The sequence below is a fragment of the Pseudoalteromonas sp. Z9A6 genome (genome assembly GCF_011378805.1).
Classification (GTDB): domain Bacteria; phylum Pseudomonadota; class Gammaproteobacteria; order Enterobacterales; family Alteromonadaceae; genus Pseudoalteromonas; species Pseudoalteromonas distincta.
In genome coordinates this window covers 41669-64406 of the sequence record NZ_WTKZ01000021.1, presented here as the reverse complement: position 1 = coordinate 64406, position 22738 = coordinate 41669, and the positions used below count along the sequence as shown (strand labels likewise).

Annotated in this window: 20 protein-coding genes; 13 read left to right on the top strand and 7 right to left on the bottom strand. The window is 38.1% G+C overall.

What is annotated here, in order from left to right:
- Positions 1 to 289: 289 nt before the first annotated feature.
- Both GQR53_RS10115 and GQR53_RS10110 read left to right on the top strand, forming a co-directional pair.
- Complete coding sequence (locus tag GQR53_RS10115; protein WP_165743859.1) at positions 290 to 907, top strand: hypothetical protein; 618 nt, start codon at positions 290 to 292, stop codon at positions 905 to 907.
- Between the two features lie 87 nt (positions 908 to 994).
- Positions 995 to 2593, top strand: coding sequence for a hypothetical protein (locus GQR53_RS10110; RefSeq protein WP_165743858.1), 1599 nt, complete (start codon positions 995 to 997; stop codon positions 2591 to 2593).
- A gap of 249 nt (positions 2594 to 2842) precedes the next feature.
- Here GQR53_RS10110 and GQR53_RS10105 read toward each other — a convergent pair whose 3' ends face one another.
- Complete coding sequence (locus GQR53_RS10105) at positions 2843 to 3445, bottom strand: thiamine biosynthesis protein ThiC (RefSeq protein WP_165743857.1); 603 nt, start codon at positions 3443 to 3445, stop codon at positions 2843 to 2845.
- 340 nt (positions 3446 to 3785) lie between these two features.
- Positions 3786 to 4487, bottom strand: a complete 702-nt coding sequence (locus GQR53_RS10100) for a metal-dependent hydrolase (RefSeq protein ID WP_165743856.1) — start codon at positions 4485 to 4487, stop codon at positions 3786 to 3788.
- Positions 4488 to 4751: 264 nt separating this feature from the next.
- Here GQR53_RS10100 and GQR53_RS10095 point away from each other — a divergent pair, with 264 nt between their 5' ends.
- Complete coding sequence (locus GQR53_RS10095; RefSeq protein ID WP_231619903.1) at positions 4752 to 5144, top strand: hypothetical protein; 393 nt, start codon at positions 4752 to 4754, stop codon at positions 5142 to 5144.
- Positions 5145 to 5451: 307 nt separating this feature from the next.
- Here the strand turns inward: GQR53_RS10095 and GQR53_RS10090 are convergent, their stop codons facing one another.
- On the bottom strand, positions 5452 to 6366 hold the full coding sequence (locus GQR53_RS10090) for a 2OG-Fe(II) oxygenase family protein (RefSeq protein ID WP_165743855.1): 915 nt from the start codon (positions 6364 to 6366) through the stop codon (positions 5452 to 5454).
- 225 nt (positions 6367 to 6591) lie between these two features.
- Complete coding sequence (msrA, locus tag GQR53_RS10085) at positions 6592 to 7191, bottom strand: peptide-methionine (S)-S-oxide reductase MsrA (RefSeq protein ID WP_165743854.1); 600 nt, start codon at positions 7189 to 7191, stop codon at positions 6592 to 6594.
- Between the two features lie 281 nt (positions 7192 to 7472).
- Here msrA and GQR53_RS10080 point away from each other — a divergent pair, with 281 nt between their 5' ends.
- Positions 7473 to 7667 carry a CPXCG motif-containing cysteine-rich protein gene (locus GQR53_RS10080; protein ID WP_002962627.1) on the top strand — a complete coding sequence of 65 codons (195 nt, stop codon included), beginning with the start codon at positions 7473 to 7475 and terminating at the stop codon, positions 7665 to 7667.
- Positions 7668 to 7725: 58 nt separating this feature from the next.
- Here the strand turns inward: GQR53_RS10080 and GQR53_RS10075 are convergent, their stop codons facing one another.
- On the bottom strand, positions 7726 to 7926 hold the full coding sequence (locus tag GQR53_RS10075) for a hypothetical protein (RefSeq protein WP_002962626.1): 201 nt from the start codon (positions 7924 to 7926) through the stop codon (positions 7726 to 7728).
- Positions 7927 to 8032: 106 nt separating this feature from the next.
- Between GQR53_RS10075 and GQR53_RS10070 the strand changes: the two genes are divergently transcribed.
- The 3 genes from GQR53_RS10070 (at position 8033) to GQR53_RS10060 (ending at position 10201) form a co-directional block, all read left to right on the top strand.
- Entirely contained in the window at positions 8033 to 8515 is a 483-nt protein-coding gene (locus tag GQR53_RS10070) for a GNAT family N-acetyltransferase (RefSeq protein ID WP_165743853.1), read from the top strand.
- A 162-nt stretch (positions 8516 to 8677) separates the two neighbouring features.
- A complete protein-coding gene (locus tag GQR53_RS10065) occupies positions 8678 to 9289 on the top strand; it encodes a MarC family protein (protein WP_165743852.1) in 612 nt (203 codons plus the stop codon).
- 30 nt (positions 9290 to 9319) lie between these two features.
- Complete coding sequence (locus GQR53_RS10060; protein ID WP_165743851.1) at positions 9320 to 10201, top strand: alpha/beta hydrolase-fold protein; 882 nt, start codon at positions 9320 to 9322, stop codon at positions 10199 to 10201.
- Between the two features lie 778 nt (positions 10202 to 10979).
- Here the strand turns inward: GQR53_RS10060 and GQR53_RS10050 are convergent.
- Entirely contained in the window at positions 10980 to 12188 is a 1209-nt protein-coding gene (locus GQR53_RS10050) for a porin (RefSeq protein WP_165743850.1), read from the bottom strand.
- A 637-nt stretch (positions 12189 to 12825) separates the two neighbouring features.
- On the opposite strand from GQR53_RS10050, the gene GQR53_RS10045 reads away from it, so the two are divergent.
- The 5 genes from GQR53_RS10045 (at position 12826) to GQR53_RS10025 (ending at position 20116) form a co-directional block, all read left to right on the top strand.
- Positions 12826 to 14415 (top strand): ABC-F family ATPase, encoded by a 1590-nt coding sequence (locus GQR53_RS10045; RefSeq protein WP_076914937.1) that lies wholly within the window; start codon positions 12826 to 12828, stop codon positions 14413 to 14415.
- 151 nt (positions 14416 to 14566) lie between these two features.
- Positions 14567 to 15049 carry a 5-(carboxyamino)imidazole ribonucleotide mutase gene (purE, locus tag GQR53_RS10040; RefSeq protein WP_002962540.1) on the top strand — a complete coding sequence of 161 codons (483 nt, stop codon included), beginning with the start codon at positions 14567 to 14569 and terminating at the stop codon, positions 15047 to 15049.
- Between the two features lie 2 nt (positions 15050 to 15051).
- Complete coding sequence (locus GQR53_RS10035) at positions 15052 to 16203, top strand: 5-(carboxyamino)imidazole ribonucleotide synthase (protein WP_165743849.1); 1152 nt, start codon at positions 15052 to 15054, stop codon at positions 16201 to 16203.
- Positions 16204 to 16315: 112 nt separating this feature from the next.
- A complete protein-coding gene (locus GQR53_RS10030; protein ID WP_165743848.1) occupies positions 16316 to 17479 on the top strand; it encodes an endonuclease/exonuclease/phosphatase family protein in 1164 nt (387 codons plus the stop codon).
- Between the two features lie 132 nt (positions 17480 to 17611).
- Positions 17612 to 20116, top strand: a complete 2505-nt coding sequence (locus GQR53_RS10025; protein WP_165743847.1) for a prolyl oligopeptidase family serine peptidase — start codon at positions 17612 to 17614, stop codon at positions 20114 to 20116.
- Between the two features lie 81 nt (positions 20117 to 20197).
- On the opposite strand, the gene rrtA is transcribed toward GQR53_RS10025, so the two are convergent.
- On the bottom strand, positions 20198 to 20782 hold the full coding sequence (rrtA, locus tag GQR53_RS10020; RefSeq protein WP_165743846.1) for a rhombosortase: 585 nt from the start codon (positions 20780 to 20782) through the stop codon (positions 20198 to 20200).
- A 97-nt stretch (positions 20783 to 20879) separates the two neighbouring features.
- Here rrtA and ggt point away from each other — a divergent pair, with 97 nt between their 5' ends.
- On the top strand, positions 20880 to 22658 hold the full coding sequence (ggt, locus tag GQR53_RS10015; protein ID WP_165743845.1) for a gamma-glutamyltransferase: 1779 nt from the start codon (positions 20880 to 20882) through the stop codon (positions 22656 to 22658).
- Positions 22659 to 22738: the final 80 nt, after the last annotated feature.

Sequence of the window (22738 nt, the reverse complement as noted above, 5' to 3'; positions counted from 1 at the left end):
CTGTTTTCTTAATAATACTGAAATGACACAGATTTCTAAACACTACCCGGACACGCAACGCTTGGCTCGTGTTCGTTCCTCACAGAATATAGCCAAGCATTACTTGGCCTCTTAGCGAGGCGTTGAGGCTGTTGAATTACTCTTTTTTAAGAAAAACAGCCAGTTTTATGGGTTCCAAATGCATTAACTTATGCTTTAAAAACGCTTAGAGTTAATTACAGGAACTCGTTTTTAATTGAATTTGGCTGTTGGAGTTATTCTACAGTCTCGTTAGTTTAAAGGAGAACCTGTGGAAGAATTTTGGACAAAACTTGAGAAAAACCCTCGGTTTTTTACTTTCTTTTGGGGGGCTTTAGGCTCATTTGCGGTTTGGCTGATTGTTGAGCACTCAGGTTCGATTCTGCTTTATCTTGGAACGGGCGTATTAGGGTTTTTAACGGATTATATTGATAGTAGATACGCCAGAACAGCAGTTTTACAGAGTACTACGTACTCATATTTTATTTTAAGTCTAATTTTCGTCATTGTTGCGGTCGGCTGGGGAGGAATATCGTCAAAGATATCCACCAGCTTAAAAGGACCGAAAGAAGAAAAAAACGAAAGTGAGGTCAAACCAATTCCAAAGTGGGTTCCTTACGGGTTCCTATTCGTCAAATTATTGGTCTGGTTTTATCTTTTGCTCGCTCTATTATTTCTTGCGGGCGAATCTATCGTATTAAATGCTACATCTGATTTTAAACAGCACGTTCGGATAGTGGCACCTTATATTACAGACCAAGAGGAAGAGGTTATTCTCTCTGAATGGTCTCAGATGGACTCTTTGGAAGACTACAATAATATATATAAAAAACTTATACCTATCGCCAAAGAACATGAGTTGGTGTTAAAGCGTAATCAGAATTACTAAAACTAACAAGGCGCTGTTGGCGGACTGATTTTCCGCTTCGCTCCAAACCAGCCGCAAAGCACGGCGATATATTTTCTCCGAGGTTTTATGAATAAAATTGAAGATTTGTACGGAAACGATCTTGAAACGAAGTATTTTTATATTTTCCCCGTGGAGAGACTTGATTTAAAAAATGAAGAGTCATTTGGGAACATAAGAATCTTTCCAAAAGGCTGTATCGATATTGATGATATGTATAGTAGTACAATTATCATGTCTCAAGAAGATAAAGACAAATTTGATTCAAACATTGAGAAGCTTAAATCAAACCCTTTAATAGTAATTAATGATCAAACTTATGCTGATTACCCTGGGAGCATATCAAGTGATTTGCAAATTATTACTACTGCAATATCTAAAGCCTCTATAATTATCGATTATATTAAATTTGAGTTTTGCTCCTTAGTGGCTCCGAAAACCATGCCAGCAAGGTTAGGGCAAGTTGCATCAGGTGAGACGTTGCTGTTAATGTACAGTGGAAAAGGGAGTCCTTTTACTCGTATCATAGATACTACGATCTACAGTAATACCTTAACGGCGGGTGTAGGTTTAGATATTAACTCCGAAATTTTCACTAATTTTAACTTATTAAATGCTGATATTGGAGAGGTTGGAAACATAGCGAAACAAGCATTGAGAATGTTTTCAAATGCATTGGAAGAAAATGATAATACAGGGAAATTCATCGAAATAATGAGATTGTTTGAATTTATCGCCGATCCAAATAGTTTTACTAAGTTCCAGAAGGTTAGAACAAAAATTGCGGCTCATATAGCCGAAAACAGCTCGGACATTCATAGATTGCAGGAAGAATTTAAATACTATTCTAGCGGTGATAATGAAGATGGATTGCGTACTGAAATAATTCACAATGGTAAGAGTATAGAAATATTGATACCAGAACTTAGTAAACAAACAGACCTTTTCAATAAATTACAGTTATACATAACCAAATGCATTAGAGATCTAATTTGCTTTTACAATAAAAGTTGGGATGAACTCGAAGCTATCAGAGATACAAAATTAGAGGAAGCAAAAAAAAACAAAGTAAAAAATAAAACCGTAAATTACTCCAATACAGCCGTTTTAATTGATGTTAACTTCCTTGCTGAATCAATTGAAAAATTTTCGCCAATGTATAAAAAGCTGCATCCAAAAAGTGATTTTAGTAATTTAAAATTAGAAGAATTAGTTTATCAAGCTTTACGCAACTGTAGAGTGTTAGAGGAAAAGAAAACTTATAAAGTATTTGCCTTTTCTAATTCAATTGATGATATTCCCTTAGTTAAAATACCTGTTTCATCATTAGATGGCGCAAAACTTAAAGGTAATAACTGCCTGTTTGAGCTTGTTGCATTTGCTTTCGAGGAAAAAGAGAAAAAAGTAGAGTCTGTTTTCGAGATTACTCACGATATTTTTCAAGACAAATCTTCTTTTGAATCTTCAGACCTTACTTTTCGAAATGTTGTGTTTATTGGAGATGATCCTGCATATATTGATCTTCTGACAAGCGTAAATGCGAAAGATAACCGAAATTTAACTATTGTAAAATGTTCACATTATTCTCAAATGGAGCATCGAATTCCATTTTTTGATATTGGGCATTTAGTAGGAATGTCATTTGGTCTGTCAGCTAGTCAGCTATGACTATAAGTTAAGAAGTTAAGGGGTCAAATCTTGACTTCATATATCAAAACATAAATCGGTCAAAAGCTTTTGATATAAGCTATTTTTACCCTCTAAAAGCGCAGCGCCTCATATCCTCATTGTGAATTAGTTTTATAAAATAAGATGGCTGTCACTTTAAACGTAAAACATCGGCGAATTTGCACTCTAATACACGCCGATGTCTATAACTTATCTAAGTAAGAACCATACTTTGTAAGGCATTAAGCCTTAGTCTGCTTTACGGTAAAGGCTTATTAAACAGATTGCTAAAAGTAACGTTGCAATCATGCCTGATGCACCAGCAACAGCTGATGGTAGAAATCCATCACGACCAAAGGTAATTAAAATACCATTGGCAAGCACTGCAACACCGCCTGCTAGGGCTGTAAGGCCGCCGATTGCTTTGCCACCTTTAGCTAAGTAAGACAGGCCAAAAACAAGTGCTGCTAATCCCAATAATACTTTAGCTGCATAGTAAATCATGAATGACAAAGAAACCACGCCACCAATTAAAGGTTGTGCGCCTTCTACTGTGCCTGCAACTTTTCCAAATGTAGAAAACAAAGTAAGTCCAATGCTTACCTGCACTATGTTAAGTACTGCACTAAACGCGATAGCCGACCAGCCTAGCTGAGCATTTTTTGCTTGCACCATAGCTGTGCCTGCAAAAGCAACAAGTAAAGTAAATACCAGTGCTTCTAGCCCCCAAGCAACCTGCCTTGAAAAACTAATTTCAGCACTGTAAAGCGCTGAATAAATACCCTGTGATATCGCCAATACCAACAATAACGATGCTGTAATTAGGGTGGTGCGTTTAAGTGTAAATTCCATTATGGACCTCTTTTGATTTTATATTTGACGCTTTTAACAGGTGTTGCGGGTTTGAATGTAGCAAACTGCTTAGTATTTGTATTAAATAGCGTTTATCGTTGTAGGTATAAGACAGGTAAAGCGAGTAAATTATTTCACTTAAACCTATAAAAGTATTAATTAATAACAAACAGGCTCAGGCTATTGCTTTTAATTAAACCTAACTTTGCAAAGCCGCTTTGGTTTAGCCATGCATGTATCTAAAAGCGCAGTGCCTCATGCCCTCTTAGTAAATCAACATTTGATTACCAAGAGGGCACACATTTTGAGTATGTGGTTAAACGGCTTATTACTTATGGCGTTAAGATAAAAACGTAAAATGAGACCAGTCACTTAACGCTGTAATAGTTTGTTCTGTGGGAGGGGCAACATAAATTAAACCTGCAATGGCAATAATTGAAGCTAGCGTAATTAGTTTATTATCGAAGTCAGCTATTTTTAAAGCGGTGCCAAAAGAGCGCTTAATTGTGACATTACTTAAATCCACACTGTAAATTTCATCCAGTAATAAATGAATTAGTCCGCCGAGTAAAATAAACCCACCCGTTAACCAGGCAAAAACGGCTGCTTGTGTGGTTGATTGGTCATTTAGTTTCCATGTTACTTGAGTCGTTAATAGCGCGCATAACAGTATAAATAGTAAAGAGTGGCAACTACCTCTGTGTACTGTGATCCATTCAAAAATAGGTCTAATAATATATTTCATAAATCCGTAAACCAATAACGGCACTACGATTAACTCGATAAAGCTAATTTCAATAATGAGCTCGGTGGTTATGTAATGCAGCACTAGTAATACAGCGCTGAGTGCAAATAAGTTAAAAATAGTGTCGAGTGATGTGGAGTTATCTGAGTCTATGTCGGGTAATAAACCGCCAATAGAGCCTAAAAACCATAACCAAAGTGCGCCGTTTAAATCGATATGGCTTGCAGATAGTAAGGTGGCTGAGGCTAAGCCTGTGATGATTACGGCAGTATTAAGATGAGTATTGAAGTTTGCCATTGTATCTCTTTATGGGAAAAAGTAGGGCATTCTATCAATTGAAAAGTTTATTGTTCAATATTCTTTTTAATTAGATTTTTTATTACTTTGATTAATTGCTAATAGTACGATTTTTATTCTGTATTGTGGTTAGTGGTGCAATCATGTTGTAATTTTTTTGATAAAAATCAATAATACGGACAGTTTTTATTGTCTATTGGCCTTTTGTGTTTTTAATAAAAGCCTTGCTATCAACTTATATAAAACGGCTTAACTGGAATTCACATGAACCAAAATAGATATAAAGCATCGTTTCCTGCGCCTGACATTGGTAGTAACTATTTTGTCTCATCAACTTGGAGCAGTTATGGTTTCTGGGCTCTATTAGCACTGACTCCGCTTGCTCATTACATGATGTACTATACCGAAGATGGTTTAGCGCATGGGGAAGATTTAAACACTTTAGTGTATGTAATACTTGGGGCTATTTCCTTGTTTGTTTTAAATATTGCAGCCCAATCTATATGTTGGTTAGGCAGGCTTTTGGCAGTGGTTTGCTTTAGCATTAGTCTGTTTTTTATATTATTGCTTATTTACCTCAGTGTATATTCACACTTTCCAATTGCTTATTTAGGTGCTATTTCTTATTTTGGGTTAGCTCGTATTTTTATAATGTAGATAGTAAAAAGATAGCACAATTTATTAAATTACCAACTTAAGCATTACAGTGGCTTATCAATTGAATACAAAAACATAACATCCCCTTAAATTTTGTACTTTGTTAAGCGAAGTACTGGGACATAAGAAAAGCAAGACGGAAAATTTGTGTTATCTATTGTTATAAGTGGCGACAATATAGATTATGAATAGGGCGGTTTTTTGATATTACTAAACTTAAAACGTGTTGGTTACTGGATGAGCTTTATTTTTATAAGGCTGCTTAAATTTGGCAGCCTTTTATATTTAAAACGTTAAAAGCGCTTACTTAAAATGGTGCGTAGCCATCATTTGGTTTGTTAGGGTTAGTCCAGCGCTGTTTAGCATCAACAGGAATGCGTGGTGCACCTTGTGCTGGTAATCGACCGCGCTCCCCATACAGCCACAATACAAAGTTAGTTCGCTCGCCACTGGTAATAGGCTTGGCTGCGTGTGCAATATTGCCTCGATGTAACATGGCAGTACCAGGCTTAAAGGTAAGTGATTTAATGTCACCTGTGTACGGGTGATAAAAGTCCACTTGTGACCCTGTAAACTCTTCGCCTGGTAAATTTAGGTTAATGTTAAGCGTTACAGCTGATGCGTCGGTATGTGGGCGAATTGATGAATCTGTATTTGGCTCATAATAAATTGAAAAGCCAAATGTTTGTGTATCAAACCCCATAACTTCCGGGAACAGCATACGTGAAATAGGGCGCATATAAGTGTTTAGTATTTCGTTATAAAATGCTTGAAAGCTTGGCGCGGCTAAATAACCTTCTGATCGGCTATCAAGCATGGCACCACGGCGATTTAACACTATGCCGTATGGCGGGCGCATAGGAATTTGCGAATTCCATACTTGTTCTAAATATCCGCGTAATACAGCTAGGCGCTCAGGATCAAAAAATTGAAATTGAAACACATCAGGCGCTACTTCGTGTAATAACGCTTTTACGGCTAGCTCTTTTGATGGATCTTCCCATGCTTGCTTTACTGCTTCGCGTAGGTTTTTATCAAGTAGTGTGTCGTCAAGTGTAAACGTTGAGCTATCTATTGATGTTGCTTCCCATTCGCTCCACGCGTTTGTAATTAGGTCAGTGTTGTTTATCCAAAAGTTTTGTACTGCTGGTTCACGGTAAAGCATGGCTTGTCGTGTTGGTAACTCTAGAGCACGCGCTAGTTGTAATTGGTTGGCAAACATTTTGTGTAACTCCAGCTGTTAAATTTTGTTTATATCAATCTAGGAGTGCAATTTATTGTATTTGATTTAGTAGATAAACAGCCTGCTTTAGGAAACAGAATATACTATTTATTGATAATGAAGGTTCGTATACTTTTTGAAGCAGAGAAAGCTAGCTTTGTAGATAAGCAAAAGGCTGCACAATACGCAGCCTTTTGTTGGTGTAATTTAGTTGCTTAATAAATACTAGTGAGTTTCTCTTTCGCCCCAAATTTCTTCTAGGCGGCTGTCGCGACCACAACGCCAACGATAGGTGTTGTATCGGATTGGATTGTTTTTGTAATAATCTTGATGAAAGCTTTCCCTCCCTTTTATAGGGTAAAAGGTGCTTGCGTTTAGTATAGGTGTAACCACAGTTTGATTAGGGAACTCGGCAACTACTGCTGCTTTTGTTTTTTCGGCTAATTTACGTTGTTCGTCGTTTTGTACAAATATAGCGCTTAAGTAACTAGGGCCTTTATCACAAAATTGGCCTTTGGCATCAAAGGGATCGATATTTACCCAGTAATGATCAAGTATGCCCTGATAGCTTACTATGGCCGGATCGTATGTGATTTCAACGGCCTCGTAATGGCCTTTATGATTACCATTGTATGTCGGGTTTATAAGTTTACCGCCAGTAAAGCCCGATATTACATCGGTTACGCCTTCTAGCTTTTCAAAGTCACTTTCCATACACCAAAAACAACCTCCAGCTAGAACGGCTTTTTCGGTTTTAGCTGCATGGGAGAATGTACTAAACAAAATAACGGCAGATGTTAATGCAAGCGTAAGTGATTTTTTCATAAAATTATCCATCTGTACTGTGAGTTTATAAATACTTATAAAGTTAGACCCGCTAAGTGCTAATACAATTTCATTGTAGAGTGCTGACTAATTTATCTATGGTGAAAAATATTGTGCTTTGACGAGTTTTATAGGGATAAGGCTAGTAACAAGATCACTATTTAAGTTAGTAGCATGGTTTAATTGGATTAGCCAAGTATGCGTTATTTAATGGGGTGTTGAATTATGCTTACGTGTTCATTAAAGTGACAACATTCGTGATATAAATTAGCAGGTGATAAATGAACCAGTTAACAGAAACATCAATAAGCTGCCCTTATTGTGGAGAAAGTATAGAAGTATTACTTGATGCAGCAGATATTGATGAGCAATACATAGAAGACTGCCAAGTGTGCTGTAAGCCTATCTCGTTTGTGGTATTTGAAAATGATGACGAGCTAAACGTTAATGTTTACAGCGAAGACGATGCATTTTAATTCGTTGATTAGATAGTAGGCTGCAAAATTGCAGCCTTTTTACTGTGTATGTGTTTGGTTAGCTATTTTGCTCACGCGCTAATTGGTTAGGAAGAAGTTCTTCTACTATTTCGCGTGCTGGAAGCGTATAGCGTGTGCCGTCAAACATTACTGAGGTAAACTCGTTAATATTAGTAATGCCTGTTAAGGTCCAGCCTTCGCCGCGCTTTGGGCAATATACTGTGGTAGTGGGTTGTATTACTTTAAAATCGTCACTCATTACGTTATCCACTCTTTTTGCTTTAAAGATAATGCTTGTTAATAGGGTATGGTAAGTTAATAATGCGTGCCCATAAAGAGCTAATTTAAATAACCACTTAAATAAAATGTTTAACACCACAAAGCTTGAGCGCGTTACGCTGCGTTTAGTTACCCACAAACACGCAGCGTGTTTATTTAATATTTTAAATCACCCGCACGTGTCAGAATTTAACGACTACGAAACACCACTTAGCAAAACGCAAATCAAACAATTAATACAAGATGATATTAGTGCTTACTACGAAGGCGAAGTAATTCGAGTTGCAATTGAACATAATATATCTGGAAAGTTAATGGGTACTTGTGGGCTTTATAATTTAACCCGGTGTAAAAGTAGTGCGTTTATAGGATTTGAGCTGCATCCTGACTTTTGGGATAAGGGCGTAATGTTTGAAGTGGTGACCGGTTTTATTGAAACTCTAGTTAAGCAAATTCCGCTTAAACATTTGTCGGCCGAGGTGAGTGCACATAATGCACGTTCCCATAATTTACTTATGAAACTGGGCTTTAGTTTAAGAGAAAATTCTATTTGGCATAAATCACTTTAACTCAAGACGGCAATTATAAGTGCTTACCTTGTTTCAATCCTCAATCCTTAAAGCTCAGTAAATAAAATACAAAAAATAGCGGCTTTCTATTATAGTTAAGCGTAAGCAAATGAATTTGTTACCCGTGTTTTATTAAACATTTACGCTTAACAAGGATTTTATATGCTAGAAAAACTCTCTCAAGATGCGCTTGTAATTTGGGCGACCATTGACCCAACAGGCACTATGGCGCTGTTTGCTGCGCTTACTTCTCATTTAACTGATCAACAACGCCGTAAAACTGCATTTAAAACGGTACTTTATGCCGGGGGCGTATTATTGGGTTCTATTTTAATAGGGCAACTAATACTTAATACGATGGGAATTAGGTTGGTGTCGTTTCAGTTAGGGGGCGGAATTATATTGTTTTTGTTTGGCCTGCAAATGATTTTTGGAAACGATTCTAATAAAGCCAAACAAGACCCCGATCACGATATAGCCGTGTTTCCGCTTGCTATACCTGCAACGGCGACTCCTGGCGCTATTTTGGCGGTAATACTACTTACCGATAACCACATACACCCAATTACTACTCAAATAGGCACAGCGCTTGTTACACTTGGTGTGTTGGGTATTACCTTAATACTGTTGCTGCTTTCGGGTAAAATTATTAAGCTAATTGGTACTGGCGGCGCGTCTATTTTAACGCGAGTGATGGGCATGATTTTAGCCGCGTTTTCGGTTGAGCTTATTATGACCGCGCTGGAAATAAAACAATGGGTTAAGCTCGATTAAATAACTCCTAAACATTGAAAGGAATGCCGTATGGCAATAAAAATAACAAAACACTATATTATTAATTTAAGTTTAGCCGTAGTCATTTTTGCTATTGGTATTTTAGCTATACGCTATTACAACCATTATGTATCGGCCTATACAGATGTAACAATTAACTCAAGCGTGCTTAATGAGTCGCGCAAAGTGTTTATAAGATTGCCCGCTAATTACAATCCTAAAAAAGCGTATCCGTTAATTATTAAAACAGATGGTAACTTTAATTTAGATACATGGGATAAAGCACTTACAAAACAAGCTAAGAGCGAAAAAGGGGATAAGGCTATATTGGTGTCTATTCCTAATTTGTTTTTTACAGATACACGTAATCGCGATTTAGTGCCTCCTTATGCTCGCCAAGATGTAAACACACAAGCGCGCACAGAAAATGAAACACTTATTGAACCAAATGGTGAAGCCGACAAGTTTTTAGCGTTTATTGAAACTGAGTTACTCCCTTATCTATCAGCAAAATATAAGCTTAGTAATAACCGTGTTTTAAGTGGTTTTTCGGCAGGTGGTAGCTTTGTACTTTATACGCTGCATACAAAGCCTGAATTGTTTAATGGCTATTTTGCTTTTAGCCCTGCGGCTTGGTATGACGATATGACCGTAGTTAATAATGTAGAAGCGTTTTTAAGTGCCCAAGATAACAAAGTGAAGTCGTCTACATATTTATATCTTTCGGTGGGCGGGGCAGAGCATCCGCTAATGTTAAAAGCGTTTAGTAATTTAGAGGCCGCTTTATCAACCAATCCTAACAATAACCTTGTGTGGCAAAGTGATATAAACAAAGGTGCTGAGCATTCAGATAATCCATCAATTAGTGTGGCTAAGGCATTAGCTGGTTATAGTACGTTTATTAAAAAGTAAGATAGATTGGTTTAAGTGATAACTGTATATACATACAGTTATCGTTGTTTTATCTATTTATGATAACGAATCAACTTTATAACACTTTACTTAGTTCAATATTATTAACGACTTACAAAGAAAGGTAGGTTTAAATTATTTTTTCATAGCAATCACATGTACTGTTTTCATATACAGTACATGACTATTGAATTAGAATACCGTGAGTACCCATGAGCATATACCACACCTATATGTGACTGCTTTTAAGCAGCCTTAGGTATTTGTGATCAGTAAAAAGCAGTGTCAGTACTTTGCAATTTCAATATAGTTTCAGCATCTTTTTATACTCTTAATGCAGTTAATATAAATTGGCTGGTGGCTTTACAGTAAAAGAACACATCATACTAAGTGTTGCTATAACGTTAAAATTAGCAATAAAGTCAAATTATAAAAAGTAATCAAAGAGGTAGTCAAAATAATAAAGCCTGCGATAACTACATCCACTAAAAATATAAATGCCGAGTGTGGACTATGAGTGATTAATTAAAGTTTTCCTCGCTCATTGTAATGAGCAGCAAAATGGTAAACGTAAAAAATAGGGGCATCGTGAATGGTGCTATTACAAATTGAAAAAGCAGATACCACTGCGGCTGTTAATGCCTTTTTTGAAATAGCCTTAAATGCAAAATTGAGTATTGAAAAAAGTATGGAAAAATAAAAAAAGCCCAGTTAAAAAAGTTAAAAGGGCTAAAATGGTTGTGCTTAGGGAAGTTGTAGTCGTTTTATAAACTTATATTTAAAACTTATATCTAAAACCAAATGCTATACCGTCATCTTCCGACTGCTCCATTTGTGCTTGTTGCTCTTTGTTATCGCTTTCAAAGTCGCTAAAGTCTTTACGCGCTTCTACGTAGGCAATAGTGTCTTCGTCAATTAAGTAGTGAAGGCCAATAACAGCAAACTGACGTTTAAATACATCGTCTGGGTCGGCGTTAAAGTTTGGCTGAATTACGTAATCATCACCAGCATCAAACACGTTGTAGGCAATAAAAGGGCGAAAATCGTTATCAAAGCGGTAAGATGCAAATGTTTCTACACCGATTGCGTCTTTAATTAAGCGACCAATGTTATCTGTGTCGTGGTTTTTGTTTTTATTTACGTTGGCTGCAACGTATAGGCCGGGCTCATCAATGTTGCCCCACATAATACCTGCACCATAAATTAAATCTTCAACATTGCGAGTAGAACCATCGGCAAACGTTAAATCAAACTCACCACTGTTAACACCTGCTGTAAGTGTTAGCATGTCAGTTGGGGTATAAGTTACAGACGCACCAAATGTGTAATTAAATTCAACTTCTTGGGCTGCACTATCGCCAGAGTTCCAAAGTGCTTCACATTCTTCTTCTGAAATGTCGGTTACGTCACAGGTATAAAATTCGCTGTTTTTAAGCTGCGCTTGTACTGCAAAACTAAAATCGTTATAGCTATTGCGGTACTGCACTAATTTATCTCCACGACCAGTGCCATTAACAGCGCCATCGTCTTTGTTATAGGTGTAAACACCAGCCGCATTACCATCCCATACAAAGCTATTATTTGTGCCGTAAACTACGTCGTACCATGCACCCCATTGTTTACCAATGGTAAGTTGGCCGTACTTTTCGTGTGAAAGGCCTGCGTAACCTAAACGGTTATATAAAAACTCATCCTGGATAGACTCAAAACGATTGTTATAAATAATATGGCTGCTGCCAACAGGGTTTACACCCCATTCTACGAGTGCGAGTGCAGTCCAGTCTTTCTTAAGCTTTCGGGTAAATCCAAAGTTAATGCGCGAAGTACCGTTAACAACTTCGGTTTCATTTTGTGTATTAATTACACGCACATCAAGATATCCACCAACTTCAACAGTATTTTTGTCATCTTTGTATAATTCTACTGCCGAAACAGCGGGTGCGAATACAATACTTGCGCTAATAAGCGTCGCTAATTTTTTGCTCATCTTGTGTGTTGCCCTGTGTAAATTGGTCAATTTTTTACGTAGGTAAAAATTCAGATTCGAAGACTAACAAAGCAATAAACGGCTCAAAAGTGAAAAATACTCAATAAAATTAATCGTTAAACTTAACGGATATTCACTAAAGGTTAATTTTGTTTTTCAGGTGTTGCAAAAGTTTGTGTTTTTAATGATTTGATAGGTAAATAGGATGAGGAGTTAGCGATGTGTAAAAATTGTAATTTGAATTAATTTCATCTTGGTTAAAAAGTAGTAACTAGTGTAAAAGCTCTAAAAGTACTTTATTATCATTAATATAACTTTTTATTATTATAGGGTGAACAAAAATGAGTTAAGTAGACACACAAACACGTTAAAAGTTTTTTTACTCTAATTTGTATCGTAATTTCTAATCTCTTATGCCTGTTTGTAAAACATACTTTATGGATTTTAATTAGAATAAGTTGAATAAAAATTAACGAAACCATTAAATCTAATCCGTTATTTTTACTACTAACTACATAGCCATAATAAATGGCTAAAACGCAGTGGTTTGCTTTTAAACTTTCATAGAAAAACAGGCCATTTTGGTTTAAACTGCGCGCAATTTAAATACATCATTACTCCTTTGGAGGGTAGCGCTATTATTAGTACAGCTAATGTCACCATGCAATTTGGTGCTAAACCATTATTTGAAAATATCTCAGCAAAATTTGGCGATGGTAACCGTTACGGTTTAATCGGTGCAAATGGTTGTGGTAAATCAACATTTATGAAAATTTTAAGTGGTGAGCTTGAAGCGTCTTCAGGTAATGTAAGTACTGATCCTAACGAACGCGTTGCTAAACTTAATCAAGATCAGTTTGCCTACGAAGAATACTCAGTAATCGATACCGTAATTATGGGCCACAAAGAGTTGTGGGAAATCAAACAAGAACGTGACCGTATTTACTCTTTACCTGAAATGAGCGAAGAAGACGGTATGAAAGTAGCCGATCTTGAAACTGAATTTGCTGAAATGGATGGTTACTCTGCTGAATCTAAAGCAGGTGAGCTTTTATTAGGTGTAGGTATTGGCACTGACCAACACTTTGGCCCAATGTCAGAAATTGCACCGGGTTTTAAGCTGCGCGTGCTACTTGCACAGGTATTGTTTTCAGACCCAGACATTATGCTACTTGATGAGCCTACTAATAACTTGGATATTTACACCATCAAGTGGTTAGAAGACGTGTTAAATCAGCGCGACTGTACCATGATAATCATCTCGCATGACCGTCACTTTTTAAACTCTGTGTGTACACACATGGCCGACATTGACTACGGCGAGCTTCGTATTTACCCAGGTAATTATGACGAATACATGTTTGCAGCAACGCAAGCACGTGAGCAATTACTTAACGAAAACGCGAAAAAGAAAAACCAAATTGCTGAACTTCAACAGTTTGTATCTCGTTTCTCTGCTAACGCATCTAAAGCTAAGCAAGCAACATCGCGTGCTAAACGTATCGACAAAATCCAATTAGACGAAGTTAAAGCATCTTCACGCCAAACGCCGTTTATTCGTTTTGATCAAGAAAAGCAGTTATTCAGAAACGCACTTGAAATGACAAACCTAACACAAGGTTTTGACGACAATACGTTGTTTTCTGGACTTGAAGGTTTAGTAGAAGTTGGCGAACGTATTGCTATTATTGGTGAAAATGGTGTTGGTAAAACAACATTACTTAATACATTAGCAGGGCGTTTAGCCCCTAAAGCTGGTGAGTTTAAGTTCTCGGAAAATGCTAATATTGGTTACTACGCGCAAGATCACGCTGATGAGTTTGCAACCGACATGAACTTGTTTCAGTGGATGGAGCAATGGCAACAAGAAGGCGACGACGAGCAAGTGGTTCGTAGCTTCTTAGGCCGTATGTTATTCTCTCAAAACGATATTAAAAAATCAGTTAAAGTAATTTCAGGTGGTGAGCAAGGCCGCATGTTGTTTGGTAAAATTATGATGCATAAGCCAAACATATTGTTAATGGATGAGCCAACTAACCACATGGATATGGAATCAATTGAAGCGCTTAACTTAGCCCTTGAAGCTTACGAAGGTACATTGATGTTTGTTTCCCACGACCGTCAGTTTGTATCGTCGGTTGCGACCCGTATTTGGGAAATTAAAGACGGTAAAGTTATCGACTTTAGAGGCAACTACGCAGAATACCTAGCGAGTAAAGAAGCTTAATTAGCTATTTACCCGTTAACTCTAAAAAGCCATGTTTAAACATGGCTTTTTTTGTTTTTGTGAGTCGCAATTAAACTTGGTTTGGGTATAATACCCGCCTAAAACCGGACATAAGTCCGCTATTTTTAAAATACATTACTGAGGAGTATTTATGACTGTTGGCATTATTATGGGTTCTAAATCAGATTGGCCAACCATGGAACATGCAGCACTTATGCTAGAGCATTTTGGCATTAAGTACGAAACCAAAGTCGTGTCTGCACACCGCACTCCTCAATTACTTGCTGATTACGCAAGTTCAGCCGCAGAACGTGGTATTAAAGTTATTATTGCTGGTGCTGGCGGCGCAGCGCATTTACCTGGTATGGCAGCTGCTTTTACGTCGCTTCCTGTACTTGGCGTACCTGTAAAATCAAAAGCATTAAATGGTGTTGATTCACTTTTATCTATTTGCCAAATGCCTAAAGGCGTTGCGGTAGGTACGCTTGCCATTGGTGAGCCGGGCGCAGCAAACGCGGGTTTATTAGCTGCACAAATTTTAGGATGTCAAAATCCAGAAATTTTTGCAAAAATTGAAGCTTTTCGTAAAGCTCAAACCGACACTATATTAGCTAATCCAAACCCTGCAGAGTAATAATGAATATTTTAATATTAGGTGCAGGGCAACTTGCACGTATGATGAGCCTTGCAGGCGCGCCGCTTAATTTAAACGTTGTTGCATACGATGTAGGCAGTAAACAAATTATGCACCCGCTAACTGGTGACATTTATAACACGTCGCTTGAGCAAGCAATATCAAACGCTGATGCCATTACTGCCGAGTTTGAACACATTCCTGATGACGTACTAACCCTTTGCTGTAACAGTAATAAGTTTTACCCAGGAAAAGCCGCTATTAAAACCGGTGGCGATCGCTCGCTTGAAAAGGCATTGCTTGATAAAACAAACGTAACTTGTGCGCCGTACCAATTAATTACTGAAAAAGCGCATTTAGAACTTGCCGTTAAAACTCTAGGTAAACCTCTTGTAATTAAAACATGCCAAGCGGGTTACGACGGAAAAGGCCAATGGCGTTTAAAATCGGATGATCAAATAGACGAAATTTGGTCACAAATGGCTGATTTTATTGCATCAGGCACCGAGCTTGCGCCACATACGATTATTGCTGAAAAAATGATCCCGTTTGATCGTGAAGTATCTATCATTGGTGCGCGCGACAAACACGGTAATGTTGCTATATATCCGCTAACAGAAAACGAGCACACTAATGGTGTGTTAACGCTTTCTATTGCTGGTAAAAATAATCAAAGTGTTGAAGCGCAAGCAAACGATGCATTTACAAAAATAGCAAATGAGCTTAACTACGTTGGCGTGTTAGCTATTGAGTTTTTTGATGTACATGGCACGTTACTCGTTAACGAAATTGCACCGCGCGTACATAACTCAGGCCATTGGACGCAACAAGGTTGCCATTGCTCGCAGTTTGAAAACCACATGCGCGCTGTTGCAGGCTTACCGCTTGGTAATACAGAGCTTAAACACATTACCGCGATGGTCAATGTGCTAGGCCAACCAAGTATTCCAAGCGAAGTATTAAAGTTCGCTGATGTAACTAGCCATTGGTATGGTAAAACCGCAAAACCAGGTCGTAAAATGGGCCATATTAATGTATCGGCTATTAATATGAGTGAGCTTGCAGATAAATTAGGTGAACTTACAGAGTATCTACCAGAGCAAGATTATCCCGGTATTTTAAAAGCAGCTGCCAATTTAGTGCTCAGTGAATAGTTATTATAACTTTATATAAATACCGGCTTAAGCCGGTATTTTTTTGTCATAAAAATGGGCTTTGAATATGTAATACTGTTAAAGTCTAATTTTTAATTTGTGAAGTAGAACAATGAAACTAAAAACAATATCAGGCGTGCTAGCCATTACAGCATTATTTAGCTTAAATGCATTTGCATCGGAATCTCTTCGTGTTGCAACTTTTAATGTAAGTATGGATGCAACTAATCACACGCCCAAAGGTGAGCAAGTTAAAAGTGATGCTTTAGTTAATGCACTTAAAGCTAACCACCAGCAAATTAAGAACATAGCGGAAATTATTCAGCGTGTTCGCCCTGATATTATTTTACTTAACGAATTTGATTACATCCCAAAAGAGCAGGGTATTGAATACTTTAATCAGCATTATTTAAACGTAAGTCAGCAAAAACAAGCCGCTATTAACTACCCTTACTCTTATATTGCACCAGTAAATACAGGCCTAGCTACCGAGTTTGATTTAGATAACGATGGCAAAAAAAATGGCGTGATGGGCGATGCACAAGGCTTTGGCTTTTTTGAAGGGCATTATGGTATGGCTATTTTGTCAAAATACCCAATTAATTTTGATAAAGTAAGAACCCTTCAAACCTTTAAATATAAAGACATGCCAAATGCACAAATGCCTGTGATGCCTAAAACAGGTGAAAACTGGTATAACGCACAAGAATGGCAAGCACTTAGACTCAGTTCTAAATCGTTTTGGGATTTACCTATTAGCGTAAATGATAAAACAATTCATGTTATTGCATCTCACCCAACACCGCCTGTATTCGACGGTGAAGAGGATAGAAACGGCAAGCGTAACCACGATGAAGTAAGGTTAATTGCCGATTACGTTTCAAATGCTAAGTATATTTACGACGATAAAGGCGAAAAGGGCGGTTTAAAAACTCACTCTCGTTTTGTTATTTTAGGCGATTTAAATGCAGCCCCTGAGGGGGACAAAGCCCGTACAAATACCACCGAGCAATTACTTAAAAACCCACTTATCAACGCAAGCTTTGTTCCAAAAAGCGAAGGTGCTAAAGAGCAGTATGATGTGCCTTATGCACAAAATTACAGTGCTAATTGGCAAGCCCGTGTTGATTACGTTTTACCGTCAAACTATGGTTTAAAAATTAAGGGTGGTGGTGTGTTTTGGCCTACTAAAGCGAGTAGTGAATATCGTTTAATTAAAGATAGAAACGCATCGAGCGATCACCGACTGGTTTGGCTTGATTTGGTAATTGAATAACGCCTATTAACAAGAGAAGCGCTAGTAAACTGAGCTTTACCCTGTTTAATGGCTATTTATCTTAAAAAATTGCAATAACTTAAGTGCTTCTGCTTAAATACGGCTTAATTATAATAACCGTATAGAAGCACTATGATTTTTAATTTTTCTTCATCTAAAACGTTAGTGGCCTTAGCTGTTGCCTCAAGTGTTATGCTTGCAGGTTGTAGCGCTACCGCTAACACCTCTTCAACACAGCAAAGTGCTTTACCAGCAAGTAAGGTTGCTGCGGTTGTGAACACGCCAGCAGATATCGGCTCACAAAAAATAACGCTAGAACAAGCAATGGCCGATCCTGATTGGATGGGCAATCAGCCAGAGAACGCTTATTGGGCTAGCGATTCGGCTACTATTATTTATGCTCAAAAAGAGAAAGGTAATACACTACGCAATTTATTTAGCCAATCTGTTACTAGCCAAACAGCAGAGCAAGTAGCTCTTAATAAACTTCATACTGTGGGTTCTAATAAAGCCGTTTATTCTAAAAATAAAACAATGGCGGCTTACACATTTAAAGGCAATGTGTTTGTTAAAAACCTAAAAACAGGTGAACTTAAGCAAATTACAGCTACATCAGCAAACGAGTCTAAACCACAATTTTTAAATAATGGCGATTTAGTTTACCGCCAAGGCAATGTGTTTTTTAAAGTTGATTTAAAAACAGGCTTAACGAGCGAGCTTGCTAACTTAAAACTTACTGATGAGCCAAAAGGGATTGAAGAGCCAAGCACGTATATTGCTAAAGAGCAGCATAAATTGATTAAGTTTGTGGCGCTTCAACAAAAAAATAAAAAAGACAACCAAGCACGTAATGAGCAAATTAATGAACAAAACGATTCAATTGCTAATACGGCTTACTACTTAGGTGACGGTAATAAAGTTGCAGAGGCTCAGCTTTCGCCAAATGGTGATGCGTTATTAGTCGTTGTACAAAAGCAAACAGATTGGCGCGGTGATGACGATATTATGCCAAATTACATCACTAATGATGCAACCATTGAGCCTAAAAAAGCACGCCGCCGTGTTGCAGATGCTAAAGAAGAAACCTCAAAGCTTGTCTACATCAATTTAACTAACAAAGAGCAAACATCACTTAGCTTTAATACTTTACCGGGCTTTGACGAAGATGTTTTAGCCGCAGTTAAAAAAGAAAATTATGCACGTGATGGTAAAGCATATAAGTCTAAAAAGGCGCCTCGTGGCATTAACCTTATTATGGACTGGGGTTTTGAGCAAAGCCCAATAGTATGGAACGATGACGGCTCGCAAGTGGCTATCATGCTCGAAGCATGGGACAACAAAGACCGCTGGCTTGCTACTGTTGATTTTGAAAACAACAAACTTGTGTCGCAACATCGCCTGCATGACGACGCATGGATTGCTTATGCGTTTAACGACTTTGGGTGGTTACATAACTCGAACACGCTTTATTACCTATCGGAAGAGTCGGGTTACAGTCAGCTTTATAAAAAACCAGTTAATGGTAGTGCAACCGCGCTAACACAAGGCCAATTTGAGGTTTCTAACTTAACGCTTACCAGTGACAACAGCGCAATTTATTATAAAGCGAATGTTGAACACCCAGGTCTGTACGAAATTTACCGTGTTAACCCGCAAACTGGTAAGAGTGAGCAAGTTACTGACTTAAACGGCATGACCGATTACACGTTAAGCCCAGATGAAACCAAGTTACTCCTTAAGCACTCTACAATTACGATGCCTAATGAGCTTTATGTAGCTGACGCACAAGCCAATGCAAAAGCAACGCGCTTAACTCATACAGTGTCGGATGAGTTTTTAGCTAAAAAGCTAACTGCACCTAAAATTGTTGCTGTGCCATCGAGCCATACCGAACAACCAATATACGCAAAAGTGTACTACCCAGCTGACTACGTAGAAGGTGAAGTAGGTAAAAATCGCAAAGCAGTTATTTTTAACCACGGCGCGGGTTACTTACAAAACTCACATATGGGATTTTCGGTTTATTTTCGTGAATTTATGTTTCATTCATTGCTCGCTGATGAAGGTTACATAGTAATGGATATGGATTACCGCGCATCTAAAGGTTACGGCCGTGATTGGCGCACCGCGATTTATCGTCAAATGGGCACACCTGAAACACAAGATTTAGCCGATGGCGTTAAATGGATGGCGCAAAATGCCAACGTTGATACCAAAGCAGTCGGCACTTATGGCGGCTCATACGGCGGCTTTATGACCTTTATGGCATTGTTTACCGCGCCTGAGTTGTTTCAATCGGGTGCGGCACTACGACCTGTTACCGACTGGGCACATTACAACACGGGGTACACTGCTAATATATTAAACCATCCTGATGTTGACCCGATTGCATATGAGCGCAGCTCGCCAATTTATTACGCTGAGGGTTTAAACAAACGTTTATTAATTAACGCACCCATGGTTGACGATAACGTGTTTTTTCAAGACTCAGTGCGTTTAGTGCAGCGCTTAATAGAGCTTGAAAAACAAAACTTTGAAACAGCTATATTCCCTGTTGAACCGCATGGCTTTGTACAGCCTTCAAGCTGGTTAGACGAATACCGCCGTATTTATAAGTTATTTAAAGAAACGCTTTAATCTTTAATTATAAAAACAAAAACGCCGCATTGGTTTAGTTAACTAATGCGGCGTTTTTATTGGGTTGAACAAAATCTAACTTTATTTTTTCTTTCTAAAGAGCTCTATAACCAATGGTATGGCAAGCAGAGTCCCGCCAATTACACCAATTAAATGTGCATCAATAGCCACAGTGGAGTTAATAAGCTTTCCTATATCAGCATTAGGGCCGCTAAATTGCTCAAACGCTATTTTAATCCATACGCCTATAAATAATAAATAACCTGATTTAAGCCCTACGGTTATATCTTTAACTGCGCCCCAAATAATTACACCATGCAGTAGAGCACTTAATCCGGTGTAAATATGTATGTTTGGGCAAAACCAATAAACACCGAGTCCACACCACAGTGCTAGCGCACTTGTATTAAAAGCGTAGCGAGTAGGGGATGTGTATTCGCCATGTAGTAACCATATTAGTAAAACACCACTGGCATTTAATCCCAAATGAGCCCAATTAGCATGAACAAATTGGCTAGAAAAAATTCGCCACAGTTCGCCATCATCAATTAGGCTTCGGTTAAATTCAAGTAAACTATTTAAATCAAATGCAGCAAAAATGGTACTAAAAAGCAGCAAAATAATAGGCGGTAATATATAACGAGGTTGAATAGGTAAATTAAGCATTTTATTATATTTTTTTAGTCAAAATTTTTGCATATTGTGCCCGTTTAACTTTAAGATGCCAAATACAACTACGTAATTAAGTGTTTTTAGTATTTTTATGCATTTTAAACTTAACTCATTATTTGCCATTGGACTGTGCGCAGTATCACTGCCTTCATTTGCACAGCAAACAACTCAAATTGAAACTCGCGAACCTGAAGCTGCTACAGGATTAATCCATAAAAAAGTAGTGCAAGGTGATAAATACATGGTAGCTGCGGCAAATCCATATGCCTCAAAAGCCGGTCAACAAATTTTAGCCCAAGGCGGCAGTGCCGTAGATGCTGCGATTGCTACTCAACTAGTGCTTACTTTAGTTGAGCCGCAATCCTCAGGTATTGGCGGTGGTACATTTATGATGTATTACAACAAGGCTAACAATAAATTAACTAGTTTTGATGGCCGCGAAACCGCACCTGCAAATGCAGACGAAACGCTGTTTTTAGATAAACACGGTAAAGCCGTTAAATGGATTGAAGCCGTAGTAGGTGGACGCTCTGTTGGTGTACCCGGTATTTTACATGCCTTTGCAAGTGCACATAAACAATACGGTACATTACCGTGGGAAGCGCTTTTTAAACCTGCTATTGAACTTGCAGAGCAAGGCTTTGTAGTTTCGCCGCGTTTACACGGCTTATTAGCCCGACAGTTAAACCCAGGCGTATTGAGTATGCCGATTATTAACGAATACTTTTACCCAAATGGTAAATTAATTGAAGTGGGTAGTGTTAAAAAGAATCAACCACTTGCTGATTTGTACAAAGACATTGCAAAGCAGGGCATTGATGCATTTTACAAAGGCGAAAATGCAAAACAAATGGTTAATGCTGTAAAGCACTCTAAAATTGCCCCTGGTAAATTAAGTGTGCAAGATTTAGCAGATTACAAAAGCAAAGAACGCGATGCGGTATGTATACAATACCGTGCCTATAACGTGTGTTCTATGGCACCACCAAGTAGTGGCGGCGTAGCAGTACTGCAAATGCTAGGCTTGCTTGAGCATAAAGATATGAGCGCACTTAAGCCAAACGGCGAAAAGGCAATTCATTACTTTAGCCAAGCTTCGCGTATTGCATTTGCCGATCGCGATATGTACATGGGCGATCCCGATTTTACTCAAGTACCTACAAAAGAGCTCCTAAACAAAGATTATATTGCCTCACGCGCTAAATTAATTACCGAAACAGACCAAAAAGCGGTAGCAGGTAATCCTGTAGGGTACTTAAGTTATGCAATGGATGATTCATACGAGTTACCTTCTACCTCACATGTATCTATTGTAGATAGTAAAGGTAATGCCGTTTCGATGACCAGTTCAATTGAAATGGCGTTTGGCTCTACGGTTATGGTTAATGGCTTTATTTTAAATAACCAACTAACTGACTTTTCGTTATCGCCACGTAAAAACGGCAAGCTTGTAGCAAACCGTGTAGAGGCCGGAAAACGCCCGCGTAGCTCTATGTCACCGGTAATGGTATTTAATAAAGATGGTAGCTTACGCTTAATTGTAGGCTCACCTGGTGGTAGCCGTATCATTGATTACGTTGCACAAGTTGTTGTGGGTGTTATTGACTGGAATTTATCAGCGCAAGACGCTATTAACTTACCACGTACAACAAATCGTAACGATTACACCAGCCTTGAAAAAGGCACAACCATAGAAGCCATTGCGCCTGCACTTACCAAACGCGGCCACAATGTACGTATTATTGATTTAAACTCAGGCTTACACGCAGTTGAAGTTAAAAATAATACCTTATATGGTGGCGCTGATCCGCGCCGTGAAGGTGTTGCGTTATCTGATTTAACTGATAATAACGCCACTATCAAATTTTAAATTATGTATAATATGCATGCGGGCAGTGAAGTCCGCATGTATTTTCTCTCAATGGTCTGACTAGCTTAATTGTCGTTGCA

Coding starts and splice junctions, on each gene's coding strand:
- GQR53_RS10110 (WP_165743858.1), top strand. CDS start 995: ATGAATAAAATTGAAGATTTGTACGGAAACGATCTTGAAACGAAGTAT.
- GQR53_RS10105 (WP_165743857.1), bottom strand. CDS start 3,445: ATGGAATTTACACTTAAACGCACCACCCTAATTACAGCATCGTTATTG.
- GQR53_RS10100 (WP_165743856.1), bottom strand. CDS start 4,487: ATGGCAAACTTCAATACTCATCTTAATACTGCCGTAATCATCACAGGC.
- GQR53_RS10095 (WP_231619903.1), top strand. CDS start 4,752: ATGAACCAAAATAGATATAAAGCATCGTTTCCTGCGCCTGACATTGGT.
- GQR53_RS10090 (WP_165743855.1), bottom strand. CDS start 6,366: ATGTTTGCCAACCAATTACAACTAGCGCGTGCTCTAGAGTTACCAACA.
- msrA (WP_165743854.1), bottom strand. CDS start 7,191: ATGAAAAAATCACTTACGCTTGCATTAACATCTGCCGTTATTTTGTTT.
- GQR53_RS10080 (WP_002962627.1), top strand. CDS start 7,473: ATGAACCAGTTAACAGAAACATCAATAAGCTGCCCTTATTGTGGAGAA.
- GQR53_RS10075 (WP_002962626.1), bottom strand. CDS start 7,926: ATGAGTGACGATTTTAAAGTAATACAACCCACTACCACAGTATATTGC.
- GQR53_RS10070 (WP_165743853.1), top strand. CDS start 8,033: ATGTTTAACACCACAAAGCTTGAGCGCGTTACGCTGCGTTTAGTTACC.
- GQR53_RS10065 (WP_165743852.1), top strand. CDS start 8,678: ATGCTAGAAAAACTCTCTCAAGATGCGCTTGTAATTTGGGCGACCATT.
- GQR53_RS10060 (WP_165743851.1), top strand. CDS start 9,320: ATGGCAATAAAAATAACAAAACACTATATTATTAATTTAAGTTTAGCC.
- GQR53_RS10050 (WP_165743850.1), bottom strand. CDS start 12,188: ATGAGCAAAAAATTAGCGACGCTTATTAGCGCAAGTATTGTATTCGCA.
- purE (WP_002962540.1), top strand. CDS start 14,567: ATGACTGTTGGCATTATTATGGGTTCTAAATCAGATTGGCCAACCATG.
- GQR53_RS10035 (WP_165743849.1), top strand. CDS start 15,052: ATGAATATTTTAATATTAGGTGCAGGGCAACTTGCACGTATGATGAGC.
- GQR53_RS10030 (WP_165743848.1), top strand. CDS start 16,316: ATGAAACTAAAAACAATATCAGGCGTGCTAGCCATTACAGCATTATTT.
- GQR53_RS10025 (WP_165743847.1), top strand. CDS start 17,612: ATGATTTTTAATTTTTCTTCATCTAAAACGTTAGTGGCCTTAGCTGTT.
- rrtA (WP_165743846.1), bottom strand. CDS start 20,782: ATGCTTAATTTACCTATTCAACCTCGTTATATATTACCGCCTATTATT.
- ggt (WP_165743845.1), top strand. CDS start 20,880: ATGCATTTTAAACTTAACTCATTATTTGCCATTGGACTGTGCGCAGTA.